This is a genomic window from Mycobacterium ulcerans subsp. shinshuense, assembly GCF_002355775.1.
Taxonomy (GTDB): Bacteria; Actinomycetota; Actinomycetes; order Mycobacteriales; family Mycobacteriaceae; genus Mycobacterium; species Mycobacterium marinum.
The window spans coordinates 2,651,579-2,669,100 of the sequence record NZ_AP017624.1 but is presented as its reverse complement, the minus strand read 5'-3'; the positions used below and the strand labels follow the sequence as shown (position 1 = coordinate 2,669,100).

Here is a 17,522-nt window from a genome sequence, read left to right as displayed (position 1 = left end):
CGAGTAGCTCACATGAACAACCCATAGGTCAACGCTGCAGCGGCGTCACCACTGGCATAGCTCAGACCCGATTCACCCACACCAACACCGGAACGGCCTAGTTCCTCAATGCCTTCCGTAGTGACGGCGACATGCTCGACACCGTGCGCGCTGAACCCGACCGCCGCCTCCAGCGACACCGGATCAGCCGCCGACGGTACCACCGCAGTAATCAGCGGCGCCAATGCAGCATTGGCAGCTGCCAGCCGAGCGGTCAACGCCTCCACGGCCGCGCTGGTCGCGACCAGACCTTCAGGAACTACCCGCAATACCACTACCTTCCCCCTTCTGACTCATCAACGAAATTCGATTGCTTTCCACCGCGTCTCGCACGGAATGCGAGCCCAAGAAACTGAACTTCAATAGACCTACAGCACAGTGCATTCCATACATGTCGCCGTCGTGACTCCGCCGAGAGCAACAATGCGCCGCCCGGCGGCCTCGCCTGCACCATCCACTCCTCGCATTCCTCGGCCCGTAGCGAGGCATCAGCCCGTCGTAGCCAGTTCAGCCGTGCCCGTGGTGCCGCCACAGCGACACCACGACCGGTCATCGTCAGGACAGCGCCGTGACGGCGGATGCCCACGCCACCTACGATGCCGCAACACGGCGACCGTCTCTTGACATTCCAAGACATTGTTTTGACTTTTCAGGACTTCGGCGTGTTGCGTACCCCACCGGCCACGCCCACGTGAGAGTCGCGTTACGCCTGGTTACCAGGTCGCCGGCAGCATCGGCTCCCGCAAGCCGCCCTCAAACTCGCTGCCGCCCAACATCATCAACCCCGCCGGGCGCACAGTGGACCCTTTGGCGGAGGTGCCGGCAAAATTCGACATGTCGGCACCCCGCTCAGAAGCCACCGCCGAAGCCGGGTTGCTTGCCGGCACCGCCGATCCAGCCGAGGCCAGTCCCGCCGCCGGCGCCGGCGCGGTTGACTCCGCCAACGACGGCGCCATCCCCCCGCGCGCGCCCACGAACACCACCTGGTCCTGGCCGGCATCGCCCAACTCACCCCTGCGCGACTGGTCCGCCAGGTACGCCCGAATGCCAATCGGCAATGCCGTCGCCAATGAGACCGGCACCCCCGTCGACAACCCGATCACAGCGCCGTTGAGGAGCAATGGCGCGGCGATCGTAAGAAGCGGGGGCCCGAATAGCAGCCCCAGGAACCCCACGAAGATCGAGAACATGAGCCCCAGAATCGTGAAGACAAACGCCTCCACAAGGATCAGAAAAGGCAGGACAAAGGCCAAGATGATCGTGTAGGCGACGATGGCATACAGGATCTCGAGCAATATCAGAATGATCTGAACCAGGATCCACAGGATGGACGGGCCGTCGGCCGGCGCGGCGGGCAGAGCGGCCGCAGAAACACCCTCCGCCGCACCCGCTTTGAGCACCACCGGGGCCGGCATGCCGCGCGGCGCGGCAGCCAGCGCCGCATTCGAGCCCGCCTGATAGACACTCATCACCGTGGCCGCCTGGACCCACATCCGCGCATAGTCGGCCTCATTAAGCGCAATCGGAATGGTGTTGATCCCGAAGAAGTTCGTCCCAAGCAACACCGCATGAGTGGCATGATTGCGGGCCAGCTCCGCCAAAGTAGGCATCGCCGCCAGCGCCGCAACATATTCCGCAGCAACCACCTCTTGCTCAGCAGCCATCACCGCATAGTCGGCACTGGCCTTGGTCAGCCACGCCGCATAAGGCAGATGAGCCGCCACATAGCTGGCCGCGCTCGGCCCTTGCCACGCCTGAGCCTGCACCCCGCCAAGAACACCAGCAAGGTCCTCGGCCACCGACGCATACTCAACACTCAACGACGCCCACGCCGTTGCAGCCTCCTGCAACGGCCCCGGCCCCGGACCCGCACTCAACAAAGCCGAATGCACCTCAGGCGGTACAGCCATCCAAAAAGCCGCCGTCATGCACTCACTCCTTCAGGCACAGCGAACAAATATGCGGTCACACGCCTTTAGTGCTTGGCGCGCAGCCACACGTGACGCCATTGGGCAGCGATTTACACGATCGACATGAACGTCATATGCCCGAAATGTCAGTGAGGCGCATTGTGAGCCGAGGACAAATGAGATGTTCGCCAACGGTTTTGGGCACTTGTGGCGCGCGCCACAAATTGTGAGCCGGATCAGCGCGGCCTGGACGACCAAGTGCGACTAGGTGACGTTCGGCAATAATCGGCGGCCCAGTACGGCCAGCGCACGGGCCGTCGTGAATGGTATCGGGCAGGCTGGCAGCGGACGCCCCCCGAGCAGCCGACAGCGGGATGCTAGATATTGCCCAGACACGTTGTTGACGCCGCGGTATTGCCCTCGCGGGTGCGTTGACCGTCCCCAGAATCAGGGAGACACATCACCCGACACAACGTGTCAGTTGGCCACGCCCACCAACGCCGACCCCCACGTCGCCGGCAGCATCGGCTCCCGCGATCCGCCCTCAAACTCGCTGCCGCCCAACGCGGTCAGGCCCGCTGGCTGCCTAACGGACCCTTTGGTGGAGGTGCCGGCAAAGCTCGACATGTCGGCACCCCGCTCAGAAGCCACCGTTGAGACCGAGTTGCTCGCCGGCACCGTCGATCCAGCCGAGGCCAGTCCCGCTGCCGGCGCCGGTGCGGTTGACGCAGTCAGCAATGGCGCCATCCCCGCGCGCGCGCCCACGAACACCACGTGCTCCTGGTCGGTGTCGTTCAACTCGTCCCTGCACGACTGGTCGGCCAGGTACGCGGGAATGCCAATCGGCAGTGCCGTCGCCAACGACACCGGCACCCCAGCCGTCAACCCGATCAAGGAGAGCCAGTCAACAGGAATGGCGACGAGACCAACAGAATCGGAGTGCCCAAGATAACCGCCACGACCGACAGGACAAACGCCTCTACGACGACGATAATCGGCAAGATGATGCTCAAGATGATCGTGTAGGCGACGATCGCATACAGGATCTCGAGCAATACCAGAATGATCTGGATCAAAATCACAATGATGATCGGCAATTCCGTCGCCGCGGCGGGCAGAGCGGCCGCAGAAACACCCTCCGCCGCACCGGCTTTGAGCACCACCGGGGCCGGCACGCCGCGCGGCGCGGCAGCCAGCGCCGCAGTCGAGCCCGCCTCATAAACACTCATCACCGTGGCCGCCTGGACCCACATCCGCGCATAGTCGGCCTCATTAAGCGCAATCGGAATGGTGTTGATCCCAAAGAAATTCGTCCCAAGCAACACCGCGTGAGCGGCATGGTTGATGGCCAGCTCCGCCAAGGTAGGCATCGCCGCCAGCGCCGCAACATATTCCGCAGCCGCCGCCTCATGCTCAGCAGCCATCACCGCATAGTCGGCACTGGTCTTGGTCAGCCACGCCGCATAAGGCAGATGAGCCGCCACATAGCTGGCCGCGCTCGGCCCCTGCCACGCCTGAGCCTGCACCCCGCCAAGAACACCAGCGAGCTCCTCGGCCACCGACGCGTACTCAGCACTCAACGACGCCCACGCGGCCGCAGCGTTCTGCAACGGCCCCGGTCCCGGCCCCGTACTCAACGAAGCCGCATGCACCTCAGGTGGTGCAGCCATCCAAATAGCCGCCGTCATGCGCGCACACCCGCGCCGGGCGCCACATCACGCACCCGCCTCACGTGGAAAGACTCGACTAAAAGCAAGCCGGTCATGCACTCACTCCTTCCGGCACGGCGGACAAATATGCGGCCACAGGCATCTGGCGCATGGCGCGCAGCCATACGTGACGCCACTCCGCAGTGATCTACACCATAGACACGAGCATCACCACGCCCGACAGCGCAGGGGTGTGTTGGATGTTGGCGGCTGCGCATGCCTGCGCCCACGAGCAGCAACGCACCCCCCAGCCCGATCTCGCCGTCGATAGCTGCTTAGGTTTGCTAATCGCTTCCCTAAATACTGTGGCGCAGAACACAATGCCGGTGGAATCCGCTGCGGGCGGATCTAGCGGGAGCCAGCGTGCGAGATCGCCGGCGTCGCGCTGCGGTTTTGCCATCGTGCGTGACGGACCGTCACCGGCCGGATGCTGGGCCAGACCCAACGGCTCGAGCACGAATGCGCAGCCTGCCCTCGCACCGGAGCGCGAAATGAAATCACGGCGATCATTTTTCCCGCGGCGTGCCATCAATGCGCGAGCTGCCAGAGGATGGCCAGCTCGTGCCACCAGCTCCGCGGCACGCACCCGGTCCGTCCTCGGCGTGACGGACAATAGCGCCGCGGTGGGCGGTGGTCACACGCCAGGCGCGGTCACGAAGTCGATGAGTTCTTCCACCCGACCGATCAACGCCGGTTCCAGATCGTTCCAGTCCCGCACCTTGGAGCGGATGCGCTGCCAGGCGCGGGCGATGTCCGCCTGATCGGCATGCGGCCAGCCGAGCGCCTCACAGATGCCGTGCTTCCACTCGATGTGTCGCGGCACATTCGGCCACTGCTTCAGACCGAGCCGCTGCGGCTTCACGGCTTGCCAGATATCGACATAGGGATGACCAACGACCAGGGTGTCGCAACCACCCGGTCCCTGGCGTACCGCCTCGGCTATCCGTGCCTCTTTCGAGCCGGCCACCAGGTGGTCCACCAGAACACCCAGCCGACAGTCCGGACCGGGTCTGAAGTCGGCAACGATTTGGACCAGGTCGTCAACGCCGCCGAGATACTCGACGACGACGCCTTCGATGCGCAAGTCTTCGCCCCAAACCTGGGATATCAGTTCGGAATCGTGGCGGCCCTCGACATAGATCCGGCTCGCGCGGGCAACTCGGGCACGCGTCCCCACGACCGCGACGGAGCCCGATCGCGTCCGGCCCGGACCGGACGGAGCGGGCCGCTTCGGCGCGGTGAGAATCACCGGGCGACCGTCAATCAGATAGCCCGGGCCGAGTGGAAATCCGCGGGTCTTGCCGTGCCGGTCTTCGAGATCGATGCGGCCGTATTCGACGCGGACCACCGCCCCCACGTAGCCCGACTGTGCGTCCTCGACCACCATGCCGAGCTCCACCGGGTGCTCAACGGATCGGGGTTTGCGTCGCGCTCCCGCGGCCAGCACATCGGTTCCATAGCGATCCACCACGCGGCAATAGTAGGAAACCGGACGGGCGATCGTCGCTGCGGCGCGCCGGTTAGACCTCGAAAATCACTGCGCTGGAAACATTTTGCACGATGTCGGACAGCTGATGACGGGCGCGCAAGCTAGCTCCTGGAAAAACGGGATCCGCGCCGGTGGCCGCTGGTCCGGGCACAACCGGTTTGAGGCAGCGCACCCGCAGTCGCCTACCCCTACCCGTTCTGCCCGGCCGAGCCGATCAGTCCTCCCCTGCCACCGGAGCCGCCGGACGCCGGCGGGACACCGGCTCCGCCGTTGCCGCCCGTACCGATCAGGAGCGCGGCATTGCCACCGTTGCCGCCGGCACCGCCGGTGCCCGCACTGCCGCCGGTTCCGCCGGCCCCGCCGTCGCCACCGTCACCGCCGTTGCCGAATAACAGTCCGCTTGACCCGCCCTGGCCGCCGACACCACCGTCACCATTGTCGAAGCCGGTTCCACCGACGCCGCCGTCCCCGGCGTTGCCGCCGGCGCCACCGTTGCCGAACAGCAGGCCGCCGCTACCGCCGATGCCGCCGTCGCTGCCGGCACCCCCGGATTCCTGAAGGACGTTGCCGAAGCCGGTCCCACCGGTGGCCCCGTTCCCACCAGCCCCGCCGTTACCGATCAGCATCGCGGCTCCGCCCTGGCCCGCCACGCCTTCGAAGCCGCTGGTTCCGCCGCTGCCGGCATTGCCACCGTTGCCGCCGTTGCCATAGAGCAGCCCGCCTTGACCACCGGAACCGCCTGTTTCGCCAAACTGAACGCTGAGGCTACCGGCCCCTACGTCGCCGGCGTTGCCACCGTCGCCGCCGTGACCGATCAACCCACGCCATCGACGCCGATCGGTCCGAGCGTTATGTTGCCAACCCAGCCGCCCTCGCCGCCAAGGCCGCCGAAGCCCGCGAAACCGTTGGCGCCGGCGTCGCCGCCCTGACCTCCATTACCACCAGCGCCACCATTGCCCAATACCAAACCACCCGCACCGCCATCCCCCGCGGAGCCGCCATTGCCGCCGCTACCGCCGAAGATGCTTGCACCCCCTAGCGTGGACCCGGCGGCTCCCTTTCCGCCGCTACCGCCGGCTCCGCCGTTGCCGATGACCCCCGCGTCGCCGCCGCCACCGGCGAGTCCGGCACTGCCACCGGTGGCACCGTTCATGACACCGGTTTGGGTTTCGTCGCTGCCGCCACCGCTGCCACTGTCCCCGCCATTTCCGGCGTTACCGATCAGCCAGCCACCGTGGGCACCGGAGCCGCCATTGCCGCCAGCGCCTCCGACACCGCCCAAATCCGAGCTTGTTGTGGCGCCGGTCGCTTGTCCACCCACGCCGCCGAGGCCCCCGCTACCGCCGTTACCGAACAAGAGCCCGGCGTGACCGCCCGAACCCCCGGCACCGCCGGCGCCGCCGTCCAGGCCCGCTGCGACCGATCCCGATGCCGTGGCGTTGCCCCGGCACCGCCGATGCCACCGTCTCCACCGTGGCCATAGATCCATCCACCGGCGCCGCCGTTGCCGCCGGCACCGCCCGCGCTGCCGGCTTGACCGCTCGCGCCGTCGGCACCGGTGCCGCCCAGGCCGCCGTTGCCACCGCGGCCCCACAGCCCGGCCGAACCGCCGCTACCGCCATTCTGGCCGACCCCTCCGGACCCGCCGTTGCCCCCGTTGCCGATGAGCCAGCCGCCATCGCCGCCGTTTTCGCCGGTCCCCGCCGCCCCGTCGGCGCCATTGCCAATCAGTGGACGCCCGGTCAGCGCCACCGCGGGGGAATTGATCAGGTCGAGCACAGCTTGCTCGACCGTCTGCAACGGTGACGCGTTGGCCGCCTCAGCGGCGGCATATTGCGCGGCCCCACCACTCATCAGCTTGACGAACTGCTCGTGCAATGCCAGCGTCTGAGCGCCGAGCGTCTGATATGCGTTCCCGTGCGCTTCGAACAACGCCGCAATGCCCGCCGAAACTTCGTCGGTGCCCGCCGGCAGTAGCCCCGTTATCGGAGCCAACGCGGCCGCATTGGCCTGGCTGATCGTCGAACCAATAATTGCCAGATCGTTGGCCGCCATCTCAACTACCGCGGGCACCACGGTGACCTGCAAGATCGACACCTCCCAGTGACTCTTCGCCGCCGGTCGCGACAAAGTGATCCACGACACACTCGGAATTGGTGCAAATGGTACGTTCGTCCGAGGCAAGTTGGGCGGCATTGGCCAAAATCACTCCGCCGATATCCGCTGAGCCCTCTTGGCCAAGCGCGCCGGGGCAAGACGCTAGGGCGAGGGCGCGGCAGGACTCCCGCACTCAGTCAGGTAGTCGGCGTAATTCCAACTCTGCAAAAACTTGCGGCCCGCCTGTAATCCGCGCCGGTAGAGCACATCCCGTTGTTCGGACGTGATGTCGAAGTCGATCGGGCTCACGCCGTCAGCCGGTACGAAGATGGTGCGTTGCACGGTACATGGATCATCAGTGTAGGCGTTGTCCTGATTGCTCACCAGCGTCTCAATCGCGGCGATTCCCAGTGACACTGGACCGCGCACCGGACGGGTGGGAGGAATTCCCGGGCGCGCCGACAGCCGGATTCCGAAGGTCGGCCACCGCGGTTCGCCGTCGGCACGATCGAACAGTGCCACCGGAAAATTGGACAGCAAACCACCGTCAACCCAGGTAGCTCCGCGCACCCGAACGGGTTCGAAGACGAAGGGGATGGCCGAGGAGGCGTGCACCGCCCGCGCCACCGAAAATTCGTCCGGGTCAAGGCCATAGGAGTCCAGATCCCACGGGATGCGGACCAGCCGGCGCCGGGACAGATCACTGGCGGTGACCACCAGCGACCAGGCGAACTGCTCGGGCTGCTCGCCGGTGCGCAGATCGCCAAAAGTGTGCACGCCAAGATCGGCGAGTAAGCCGGCGAGCAGCTGTTCGAGGTACGCGCCTCGATAGACCCCGTCGGACACCAGCAGCGAGAGCCCGCCACCGATCAACGGGATATGCCCGATCAGGTTACGGTCAAGGAACTTCCGGTAATCGAGGGTGCGCATGATCTCCGCGAGCCGCGACAGCGGTTCACCGGCGGTCTGCAAAGCGGCGACCATCGCAGCGACAATGGCACCCGCACTGCTGCCCGCGACACGCGGAAACTCGTAACCAGCCTCGGCCAAGGCATCCACCGCACCGACCAACCCGATGCCGCGGACCCCGCCTCCTTCGCACACCAGATCGACACGCGCTGCGCTCACGGACGCCAGGGTAGCCCGATCGAGTCGATTTGCCGGTAGGCGGCGCGCCGGACGACGGAGGGTTCCGGCGCCGGGGCATGAACCCGATCGGAACGCTGCGGCTCAAGCGATACGGCGGCCGTCGACGGTGAAGAAGTGCAATTGCGCCGGTTGTGGATACAGCCGCACCCGACTACCCCGCTCGGGCGGGTTGCTGCCATCCGCTCTAGCCACAACGGATTGGTCGATCATCGTGCCGCCGTTGCTGATCCGACCGTAAAGGTAGGCGTCGGCGCCGAGCTCTTCGACCACGTCAATTTCCATTTCGACTCCGAGGTTGCCCACTTCGAAGTGCTCGGGCCGGACTCCGACAACGACCTCGGGTGCCGGCACGGTCACCTCCCTGGGTAGCTGAATCAACCAATCCCCCAGCAACACTGACGAATCGACGATCGGCAGGATGAACATGTTCATGGCCGGCGATCCGATGAATCCGGCGACAAACACATTGTCGGGCCGGCGGTAGAGTTCACGCGGGGCCGCGCATTGTTGTAGTACGCCGTCGCACAGCACCGCAACACGATCGCCCATGGTCATGGCCTCTACCTGATCGTGGGTCACGTAGACGGTGGTGGTACCCAACTGCCGTTGCAGTCCGGCGATCTGGTTGCGGGTTTGCACCCGCAGCTTGGCATCAAGATTCGATAGCGGCTCGTCCATCAGGAACACCTGGGGGCGGCGCACGATAGCGCGCCCCATCGCTACTCGCTGGCGCTGGCCGCCCGAGAGGTCTTTGGGCTTGCGATCGAGATAAGCCTCGAGATCGAGCAGTTTGGCTGCCTGAAGGACCCGGTCGCGGATCTCAGCCTTGGGGGTCTTGGCGACCTTCAGTGCAAATTCCATGTTTTGTGCCACGGTCATGTGCGGGTACAGGGCATAGTTCTGGAACACCATCGCCACGTCGCGACTCTTCGGATCGACATTGGTGACGTCGCGCTCAGCGATCCGGATCCGCCCGGCATCTACCTTTTCCAATCCGGCCAGCATCCGCAGCGACGTCGTCTTGCCGCAGCCGGACGGACCGACCAGCACCACGAATTCGCCGTCGTCGACCACGAGATCAAGGCTGTCGACGGCCGGACGGTCCGCACCCGGGTATCGACGTGTTGCCCCCTCGAAACTCACCGAAGCCATCCGGGTCACCCGCCCAGTCCAGTCACGGCGATACCACGGATGAAGGCGCGCTGCGCGACGGCGTAGACGGCCACCAGTGGCAACAGAATCAGCATCGATGTTGCCATCAGTACCGGCCACCGAGCCACGTACTCTCCCTGCATCCGCACCAGACCGAGGGTTAACGTGGCGATGCTGTCGCGCTGGACCATCAACAGGGGCCATAGGAAGTCGTTCCACACATTGACCCAGGTGAGCACACCGAGCACCATCACCGCTGGCCGCGCGTGCGGCAGCAGGATTCGCCAGTAGATCTGCCACGGCGAGCCACCATCGAGAGTCGCGGCCTTCTCCAAGTCGCTGGGCAGCGTCCGGAAGAACTGGCGCATCAGATAGGTCCCGAACGCGCTACCAAACAGTCCCGGCACGATCATCGCCCAGGGCGTATCCACCAAGCCCACCGTTCGCATCAGGATGAACTGCGGAATCACCGTCACGGTGAGCGGCACCATCAAAGTGCCCAGGTAGAGGACGAAAAGTGTGTCGCGGCCTCGAAACTCGAGTCGCGCAAACGCATATCCGGCCAGTGAGCAGAAGAAGATCTGCCCGGCGGTGACGCAACCGGCATAGAGCACGGTGTTGAAGAACATTCGCCAGAAGGGCATCAAGGTGAATACCTCAGCGTAGTTGGACCATTGTGGGTCCGACGGCAACAATCTCGGTTCGCTGACCTCACCGCCCTTCTTCAGTGAGCCGGACAGGGCCCACAGAATCGGAAACAGAGCACACCAGGCGATCGCGATCAGCGCCGCATAGAGGGCGACAGCACGCACAATGTTGCGCTGCACCACCCGGTCAGCTGAGCCCACTGGACGCCTCCCACGACCGTCGCCGGGTGATCCGGAGCTGCAGCACGGTCAACACCAGCAAGATGGCAAAGATCACCCAGGCCAGCGCGGACGCATATCCGAACTCCAGGAACGAAAAGGCGTGCTGAAAGAGCATGATGCCCAGCACATAGGTTCCCGTTTCCGGTCCGCCGTTGGGACCGGTGAGGACGTAGACGAGGTCGAACGCCTGGAAGGCGTGAATGATCGAGATGACAACGACGAACGACATTACGCCACGAATCAGCGGGACCGTGATGGACACAAACTGCCTGATCTCGCCCGCGCCATCGATTTTGGCGGCCTCGTAAACGGTCTCGGGGACGCCCTGCATCGCGGCCAGCAAGACGACGGTGGCGAACGGGACACTTCGCCACACGCTGACCAGACACAGCGAGACCATGGCCCATCTGGGCTCGATCAACCACGGGACGGGACCGACTCCGATCCAGCCGAGGATGATGTTGAGTAGCCCGTTGTTGGTATCGAAGACGAACTGCCACACGACCGCCATCACCACGGACGAAATGGCCAACGGCAGGAAGACGATTGTCCGAAAGACACCGATTCCGGGCACTTTTCGGTTCAGCACAGCAGCCACCACGAGGCTGATCAGAACGGTCGGCACGACGGTTCCAGCGGTGTAGACCACCGAGTTCCGCAGGGCGATCAGAAACAACGGGTCAGACGTGAACAGCTTGGCAAAGTTCTGCAAACCGACAAAGGTGGGGGCGCGGAACAGATCCCAGTTCTGAAAGCTCATGTAGAGCGAGAATCCCAGCGGGAACAACAGGAACACCGCAACGGCGGCGAGATTTGGAGCCACGAACATGCGGCCGGCCCACGAGCGGCGTTGCCAGCGGCGCGACCGGCCCGTTTCGGCGCCAGGTTCTGGCGTGCTGCGCGTGTCGATGGACGTCATGGGCTGCGCAGCACTTCGTCAAGGGCCCGCGACATGCCGATCAACGATGTCGCGGGCCGAGATCCGCGCAGAACCGGGCCGAAGTTGCGATCCATCAAGGCGTGGACCTTCGGCCACGCCGGTGTGATCGGTAGCCCCTGTGAGTGGCCCGGCCCCGCGGTGAGCACAGCCAGATTGTCAACCCTGCGGTGGGCTTTGGCGAACCCGGCCGAGTTGAGCGCGGACCCCAGCACAGGGACGAACAGATCGGTCTCGCCGATCAACGCCTGCCCGGCCGGACCGGTGGCGAACTTGACGAACTCCCAGGCTTGTTCTTTGCGTGCACTGCTGGCCGCAATCGCCAGACCGGTGGCGCCGATGTTGGAGCACGCAGCGCGCCCGTTGGGCCCAACGGCTACGCGGTGACGTCGAACTCCAACCCGTCGGCGCGGTCGAAGGTCTGGTATCGCCAATGGCCGCCCAGTGCCATCGCCGCCTTGCCCAACGAGAAGAGGTCGGTGGTGGCTATCGACTGCAGCTCCGATGCGGTGGGGGCCACCTGGTGCTTGGCGAACAGGTCCGCGTAGAACTGCACGGCCTGGATGAAGGCGTCGTCGTCAAAATTGAGGTGGGTCGGATTCATCCGCGGAGTCGACCGCGGTACGCCGTTGTTCAACGCGAACAGCCCGGCCGAAAGCGGCGGCACAAACGTGTCGACAAATCCCCACTGTGTGACCCGGCCCGCGCCGTCGCGCTTGGTGAGCGCGCGGGCCGTGTCCAGAAACTCGGCGAAGCTCCAGGGCTGGTCCCAGCTGGTCGGCGGAGGTGGCACACCGCCGTCCGCGAAGAGCCCTCTGTTGTAGAACAGGAAGTTTCCCGACCACTGCTCGGGAAACGCGTACTGGCCCCCGTTGTAGGCGAAGGTGTCATACAGTGCCCCGATGCTGTCCGCGGCCAGCTCGTCGGCGAACTTCTGGTCCCGCGCCAGCATGGTGTTCAGATCCAGGAACACGCCTCGATCGGCCAGTTCGGCGTAACTCAATTCCCACGCCATCAATACATCTGGACACTTGCCGCCGGCACAAAACGTCGATATCTGCTGCAAGGCCCCCGGACCTGACAACAACGTCCGCACCTTGATGTCGGGATGACTGCGCCCGAACGCCTCGACAACCCGGATCCGGGCGTCCGCTTCCTCAGGATTCACCGCGAAAAAGAACGTCAGGGCGTCATCGTCGGAAGCGCAACCGGCCGCCACCGGTGCCAGGGCCGCCGCGGTGAGTAGTCCAGCACCCCGCAGCAGCTCCCGGCGCCGCAGCGGCTTGTCGAACATTTCGCTTTCGATGGTGGCCCCGGCTCCAACGCCGACGGTATCTAGGTCCTTAGTACCCGCGTTGCGCCGGATTGGCCGCGATCAGCTCGGGAAGTAGCGGACTCGGTGGATTTCATTGCCTCGCCAGGGCAACTCGGCGAACATGATGCCCCGCCCGTGATCAGTGACAACTGACACCGTGACGGTGGACCCGGATCCGATCATCTTCGACCAGGTGGCCCGACGAAGCTGCTCGATGAGTTCAGCCAGCTCCGGCACATCGTCGTCGCCCAAAGTTATTGTGGCCGTGTCCGAGAGGGTCCGCGTTGCGGCCTGGCTGTCGCCACGAACGACGGCGTCGAGGAAGGTCGACACCAGCGCTTGGTGACGCGCACCCGACCGCCGGAATCCGGTCATGAAACCCGCGGTCCCGCGCAACCCCTGATTGCCCAGTAAACCCCGGGAGAGCATGACTGCGGGCTTGGCTACCTGCCCCCCCCCCCCCCCCCCCCCCCGCGCCGCAGGAACTGCAGCATCATCGCCGGCAGGTCCCAATACGCCCGCAGCACGGCGATCTTCCATTCGTCGCTGGCCTTTCGCAGGTTGTAGCGAAGAAAGGCGGGGACGAACATCGTGACGCCCGCAGCTATTGCCACCTCGAGTTCGACATCGCGCAGTACCACCGTGCCGCAGACGATGTCGAGGTCCCGGTGGAACTTGATGTCTCGTGGACCGATGAACGTGTCGAAGAACCGGCCGATCTGTTCATGCCCCACGTGTGGCATCGACCCCACTGGGTCTTCGACGCGGCCGTCGCTGGTGAACAGACTCACCCAGCCGGCGCGATCGTGGGCCGCGGCGGCCCGTGGCGACCGCTCGACGGCGGCCAGGAGATCGTCGCGCTTGGGTAGGGCCATTACCGGCTCCCGACCAACGCGACCCCGGCGGTGCGCATCCCGGCCAGCGCCACCTCGGTTGTCTCGGCCGAAATGCCCGCGGTCAGGTCCAGCAGCACCCGGGTAGCGAAGCCGGCCCGAGCCGCGCCTTCGGCGGTCTGACGCACGCAGTGGTCGGTGGCAACACCAACCACGTCGACCGCATCGATACTTCGCTGTCGCAGCCAGTCCTCCAGCGTCGTGCCGTGGTGATCCACACCCTCGAATCCGCTGTAGGCAGCGCAGTAGGCGCCCTTTCGGAACACCGCCTCAATCGGGGCGACGTCCAGATCCGGACAGCACTGGGCGCCGGTACTGCCGGCACGACAGTGCGGCGGCCATGACGACGAGTAATCCGGGCAATCCGAGAAGTGAGCACCAGGATCGATGTGAAAGTCCTGGGTGGCCACCACGCGGTCATATCCGGGGCTACCAGCCAGATAGTCGTTGATCGCGCGTGCCACGAGGTCAGCGTTTTGCACTGGCAGCGCGCCGCCGGCGCAGAAATCGTTCTGCAGATCGACGATGATCAACGCTCGCACAGCGTCCACCATATCGCCAGCGGGACGTGGTCACCGTGCGGCGGGACAAACCGGCCGTGGGTTTGTTCGCCGGCACAGCGGGTAATACGAGAATCATGTTGATCCGCAGAATCGCACGACCCATGCTGTCGGCGGCGTTCATCGGCCAGGGCGTCGAGTCGCTGCTGAACCCCAGGCCGGCGGCGCAGGCCGCCGCACCCGCGGTGGCGGGTTTGCGCACCCTGCCGGAACCGATGGGCAGCCGCGTCCCGGCGGATCCCGAAACCGTCGCCCAGATCAACGCCGCCGTTCAGATCGGCGGTGGCCTGCTCCTGGCCACGGGCTGGTTGCCGCGCCTGGCCTCCGCTGCGTTGGCCTTGACGGTGGTACCGGGAAACCTTGGCGCCCACATGTTTTGGAACGAGCCAGACCCGGACCGCAAAGCCCAGAAGCGACGGGAATTCCTCACTGACGTAAGCCTGCTCGGCGGACTGATCATCGCGTCCGCCGACACCGCGGGCAAGCCGTCATTGGCCTGGCGGGGCCGGCGGGCCGCCGAGAAGTTGTCCGGCGCGGTGTCTTCGGCTCTGCCGGGATCCGACGACATGCGGGTGGAGTCCGAGTTGGGCGACAAGATCGTGCATGGCATACAGGCGGGAGCCGAGCGCGGCCGCGAGCTGGCCAGCACCGCAGCGGCGAAGAGCGCCCCCTATGCGGAAGCCGCGCTGGAACGCGGCAGGGAGCTGGCAAGCACCGCAGCGGAGAAAGGTGCCCCGCTGGCCGAGGCGGCACGCAGGCGGGGCGAGCGCCTAGCCCACAGCGCCCGCGTTCGCGGGGCTGAACTTGCCGAGACCGCACGCCACCAAGGCACCCAGCTCGCCGACACCGCGCGTGCGCGGGTCGAGGCCCCGGTTAGGGGCCGTCGGCACTAGCCACTAGCCAGGAACGCCTCGACGATCGAATCGACATCGCCGCCCACACCGTCGATGTCCACGGTTACACCTCGCTCGTCGTCACCGAGCGGCTCCAATGTGTCCAGTTGGGAGCGCAGCAGGGTGGCCGGCATGAAGTGATCCGACCTGGCGGCCAAACGGCGGCCGATCAGTTCTGCGGAGCCGCTCAGATGGAGAAACTCAACCTGCGGACAGTTCTCCCGCAACGCGTCGCGGTACCGGCGCGCCAGCGCCGAACAGCTGATCACGCCCCCGCCGGGATGGTCGGCCAACCACCGCCCGACCCGCCGCAACCAGGGGCGGCGATCATCGTCGTCAAGGGGCTTGCCGGCGGCCATCTTCGTGACGTTGGCCTGCGAATGCAGCGTGTCAGCCTCCGTGAACGGCACCCCCAAACGCTGTGCCAGCGCCGCCCCTACCGTCGACTTGCCTGCCCCGCAAACACCCATCACCACGATCGGTGACGGTTTCGGCGACCGGTGGACGCTCACACCTGGTTGCGGTTCCATTCCATCCATCCGACGCCGCTGCGACCATCCGTGGTGGCCACAGCGACCCACGCGCGCGGGAAATGGCTCACGCGCCCGTCGGAGGCACTCAGGCGTACCGGCGCGTGGGCACGTACGTCGACTTTCGCCGTGATATCACCCGGTTTCAGACTCAACGTCGTGTTCTGCGGTAAGCCGTTGCCGCCGAACGCTTCCCGAAAGTTCACGGCCTGCAGCTCGGTGAGGTTCCCGCCGGAATCCTGAACGTAGCCAACGCTGAAGGCGGGAGTGCCCGGCAGCTGGATGTTCACCCCGTGCAGGTGGGTTCCGTCGTCGAGATGCAGCGCACTCCACATCCAGTCCATGCTCCACCAGTCGCGCACACCCCAGGAATGGTCACGCTGTCCGGGGACCGCATCGACGCGATAGTGCGTCCCGTCGACGGTCACGGTACCCGCTACCGTGCAAGGGATCTCGTAACGCGACGTCAGCCGGTATTGGTAGGGGACTCCGTTGGTTGTCCAGACCAGGTTCATCGTTACCTCGACCGGATCCCCGGGCTCCCCGCGCAGCAACGCTGACGGGTCCTCGTATGCCTGGCCTCGCGCCCGCAACTCCACCGCATAGGTCTGCAGCGGTGCCGTGGCATGGTGGCGCAGCTCAATATCACCGGTTCGCACCGACCACGGGTCATCGGGTAGCGCGACCTCGATGTCGGCAACCGCCACGGTCGCCATGTCGGGCCCGCACAGCAACGCGTGTACCCACGCCTTCTGCTGGTTCGCTATTCGGCCGAGACGAAACCAGCCGCCCAAACCCTGTGCGGCATCGACGAAATCGGCGTAACAGCTTTCACTCCAGAGCGGCTCATCGGTGGGCTCGTGCGCCATTTCGTCTTGCTCACCCGGGCACAACGGTTCCGGCGGTGCCGCATCCGGCAGCGTGGCCAGGGCGTCGGTGTCCAGAACGTGTTCGCAGTGGCGGTGCAGCATCGTCATGAACAGCCGATCGCCCCGGTCGGTCCGTTCCACCAGCATCGATGACACGATCGCCATCATCACGCCGAAAAAGCTCTGCCGCCGTACCTCGTCGGCGACTTGCTCGAGCGTGATCGGCGCTTCCGGGCCCAACGCATCGTGATAGGTCCGCAGCAGGTCGTCGTAGTGCGCGCGCCGCTCATTCGGTTGCAGGGCACAGCCCAGGAAGTAGGCCAGATCTGTCAGAGCCGGGCCCCAAGATACGGTCTGCCATTCCACCGCTGTCAACGGCCGCTCGGCACCGGCGGCACCGAAAAGCAGGTTGTCCAAACGGTAGTCACCGTGCACCAAGCCCTGGATTGCGCCTCGGGAGGACTCCTGAGCCAGGTAGCCGTCGAACGCCGCCACCAACCGTTCACACACCATGCGACTGCGTGGGTCGATCTGCTCGCCGTAGCGGTCGAGGAACCCCGCGTACAGCCCGCTGACCATGGCTTGGTTCAGCGGCGAATCACGGTTGAGCCATGGCGCTTCGGCCAGTGCCGCGTCACCGAGCAGCGGACCGTGCAGCCGCCCCAGCTGACTGACCGCGAGCTGTGCCTGCGCGACCGTGGCACCGGCAATATCGTCGCCGACCAGCGCTGGCCCCGCATCACCGAGCAACAGGTCGAATGCGCCCGTTTGGGCGTCGACGGCGGCGTGATAACACGGCGCTATCGGCCCACCCAGACGCGGCGCCACTTCGGCGTAGAAGCGAACTTCGCGTTCGTAGAGCCCCAGCGCCTGGCCGGTCTGGCGGCTCATCGGATCGGTGGCCGCGACCTTGAGCACCACCGACGACGGACCGCCGGGCACCGCGTAGGTGAGCTGGACGCGGTAGCACTCGCTCATCTGGCCGGTGCCGATCCGCTCGACGGTGAATTCGGTGACGTCCCCGGCGCCGATCTTTTCGGTCAGCCACGACGCGGTGAGGTCGCCGGGTTCTTCGATGATGCCCGCGTTCTGGTCGCCCTCGTCGTTCATG

11 protein-coding genes and 4 pseudogenes are annotated in these 17,522 nt (G+C 65.6%); 1 reads left to right on the top strand and 14 read right to left on the bottom strand.

Annotated elements, in window-relative coordinates; genetic code table 11:
* Window positions 1-8 precede the first annotated feature (8 nt).
* The 12 genes and pseudogenes from SHTP_RS11870 to SHTP_RS11815 form a co-directional block, all read right to left on the bottom strand.
* Window positions 9-314 carry a PE family protein gene (locus SHTP_RS11870; protein WP_096370694.1) on the bottom strand — a complete coding sequence of 102 codons (306 nt, stop codon included), beginning with the start codon at window positions 312-314 and terminating at the stop codon, window positions 9-11.
* Window positions 315-752: 438 nt separating this feature from the next.
* Window positions 753-1,967, bottom strand: a complete 1,215-nt coding sequence (locus SHTP_RS11865; RefSeq protein WP_096370693.1) for a PPE family protein — start codon at window positions 1,965-1,967, stop codon at window positions 753-755.
* A gap of 459 nt (window positions 1,968-2,426) precedes the next feature.
* A pseudogene (locus tag SHTP_RS30020) lies at window positions 2,427-3,637 on the bottom strand (PPE family protein).
* A 655-nt stretch (window positions 3,638-4,292) separates the two neighbouring features.
* A complete protein-coding gene (locus tag SHTP_RS11855; protein WP_020787250.1) occupies window positions 4,293-5,129 on the bottom strand; it encodes a DUF3097 domain-containing protein in 837 nt (278 codons plus the stop codon).
* Window positions 5,130-5,335: 206 nt separating this feature from the next.
* Window positions 5,336-7,202 (bottom strand): annotated as a pseudogene (locus tag SHTP_RS30395) (PE family protein).
* A 204-nt stretch (window positions 7,203-7,406) separates the two neighbouring features.
* Window positions 7,407-8,381 (bottom strand): patatin-like phospholipase family protein, encoded by a 975-nt coding sequence (locus tag SHTP_RS11845; protein ID WP_096370692.1) that lies wholly within the window; start codon window positions 8,379-8,381, stop codon window positions 7,407-7,409.
* A 93-nt stretch (window positions 8,382-8,474) separates the two neighbouring features.
* Window positions 8,475-9,545 (bottom strand): ABC transporter ATP-binding protein, encoded by a 1,071-nt coding sequence (locus tag SHTP_RS11840; RefSeq protein ID WP_096372438.1) that lies wholly within the window; start codon window positions 9,543-9,545, stop codon window positions 8,475-8,477.
* A gap of 5 nt (window positions 9,546-9,550) precedes the next feature.
* Window positions 9,551-10,393 (bottom strand): carbohydrate ABC transporter permease, encoded by an 843-nt coding sequence (locus tag SHTP_RS11835; RefSeq protein ID WP_096370691.1) that lies wholly within the window; start codon window positions 10,391-10,393, stop codon window positions 9,551-9,553.
* The gene (locus SHTP_RS11830) at window positions 10,380-11,333 is read right to left on the bottom strand and encodes a carbohydrate ABC transporter permease (RefSeq protein WP_096370690.1); all 954 of its coding nucleotides are present in this window, start codon (window positions 11,331-11,333) and stop codon (window positions 10,380-10,382) included. The genes SHTP_RS11835 and SHTP_RS11830 overlap by 14 nt, the downstream gene beginning before the upstream one ends.
* Window positions 11,330-12,645 (bottom strand): annotated as a pseudogene (locus SHTP_RS11825) (ABC transporter substrate-binding protein). Before SHTP_RS11825 ends, SHTP_RS11830 begins: the two are co-directional and overlap by 4 nt.
* Window positions 12,646-12,726: 81 nt before the next feature.
* Window positions 12,727-13,541, bottom strand: a pseudogene (locus tag SHTP_RS11820) (nuclear transport factor 2 family protein).
* A complete protein-coding gene (locus tag SHTP_RS11815) occupies window positions 13,541-14,101 on the bottom strand; it encodes an isochorismatase family protein (RefSeq protein WP_096372437.1) in 561 nt (186 codons plus the stop codon). The pseudogene SHTP_RS11820 and the gene SHTP_RS11815 overlap by 1 nt, the downstream one beginning before the upstream one ends.
* Before the next feature lie 95 nt (window positions 14,102-14,196).
* Between SHTP_RS11815 and SHTP_RS11810 the strand changes: the two genes are divergently transcribed.
* Window positions 14,197-15,012 (top strand): DoxX family protein, encoded by an 816-nt coding sequence (locus SHTP_RS11810; RefSeq protein ID WP_096372436.1) that lies wholly within the window; start codon window positions 14,197-14,199, stop codon window positions 15,010-15,012.
* Here SHTP_RS11810 and SHTP_RS11805 read toward each other — a convergent pair.
* On the bottom strand, window positions 15,009-15,524 hold the full coding sequence (locus SHTP_RS11805; RefSeq protein ID WP_020725481.1) for a gluconokinase: 516 nt from the start codon (window positions 15,522-15,524) through the stop codon (window positions 15,009-15,011). The two genes, SHTP_RS11810 and SHTP_RS11805, sit on opposite strands and share 4 nt — an antisense overlap.
* A complete protein-coding gene (locus SHTP_RS11800) occupies window positions 15,521-17,521 on the bottom strand; it encodes a DUF7064 domain-containing protein (protein ID WP_096372435.1) in 2,001 nt (666 codons plus the stop codon). Before SHTP_RS11800 ends, SHTP_RS11805 begins: the two co-directional genes overlap by 4 nt.
* Between the last annotated feature and the right edge of the window lies 1 nt (window position 17,522).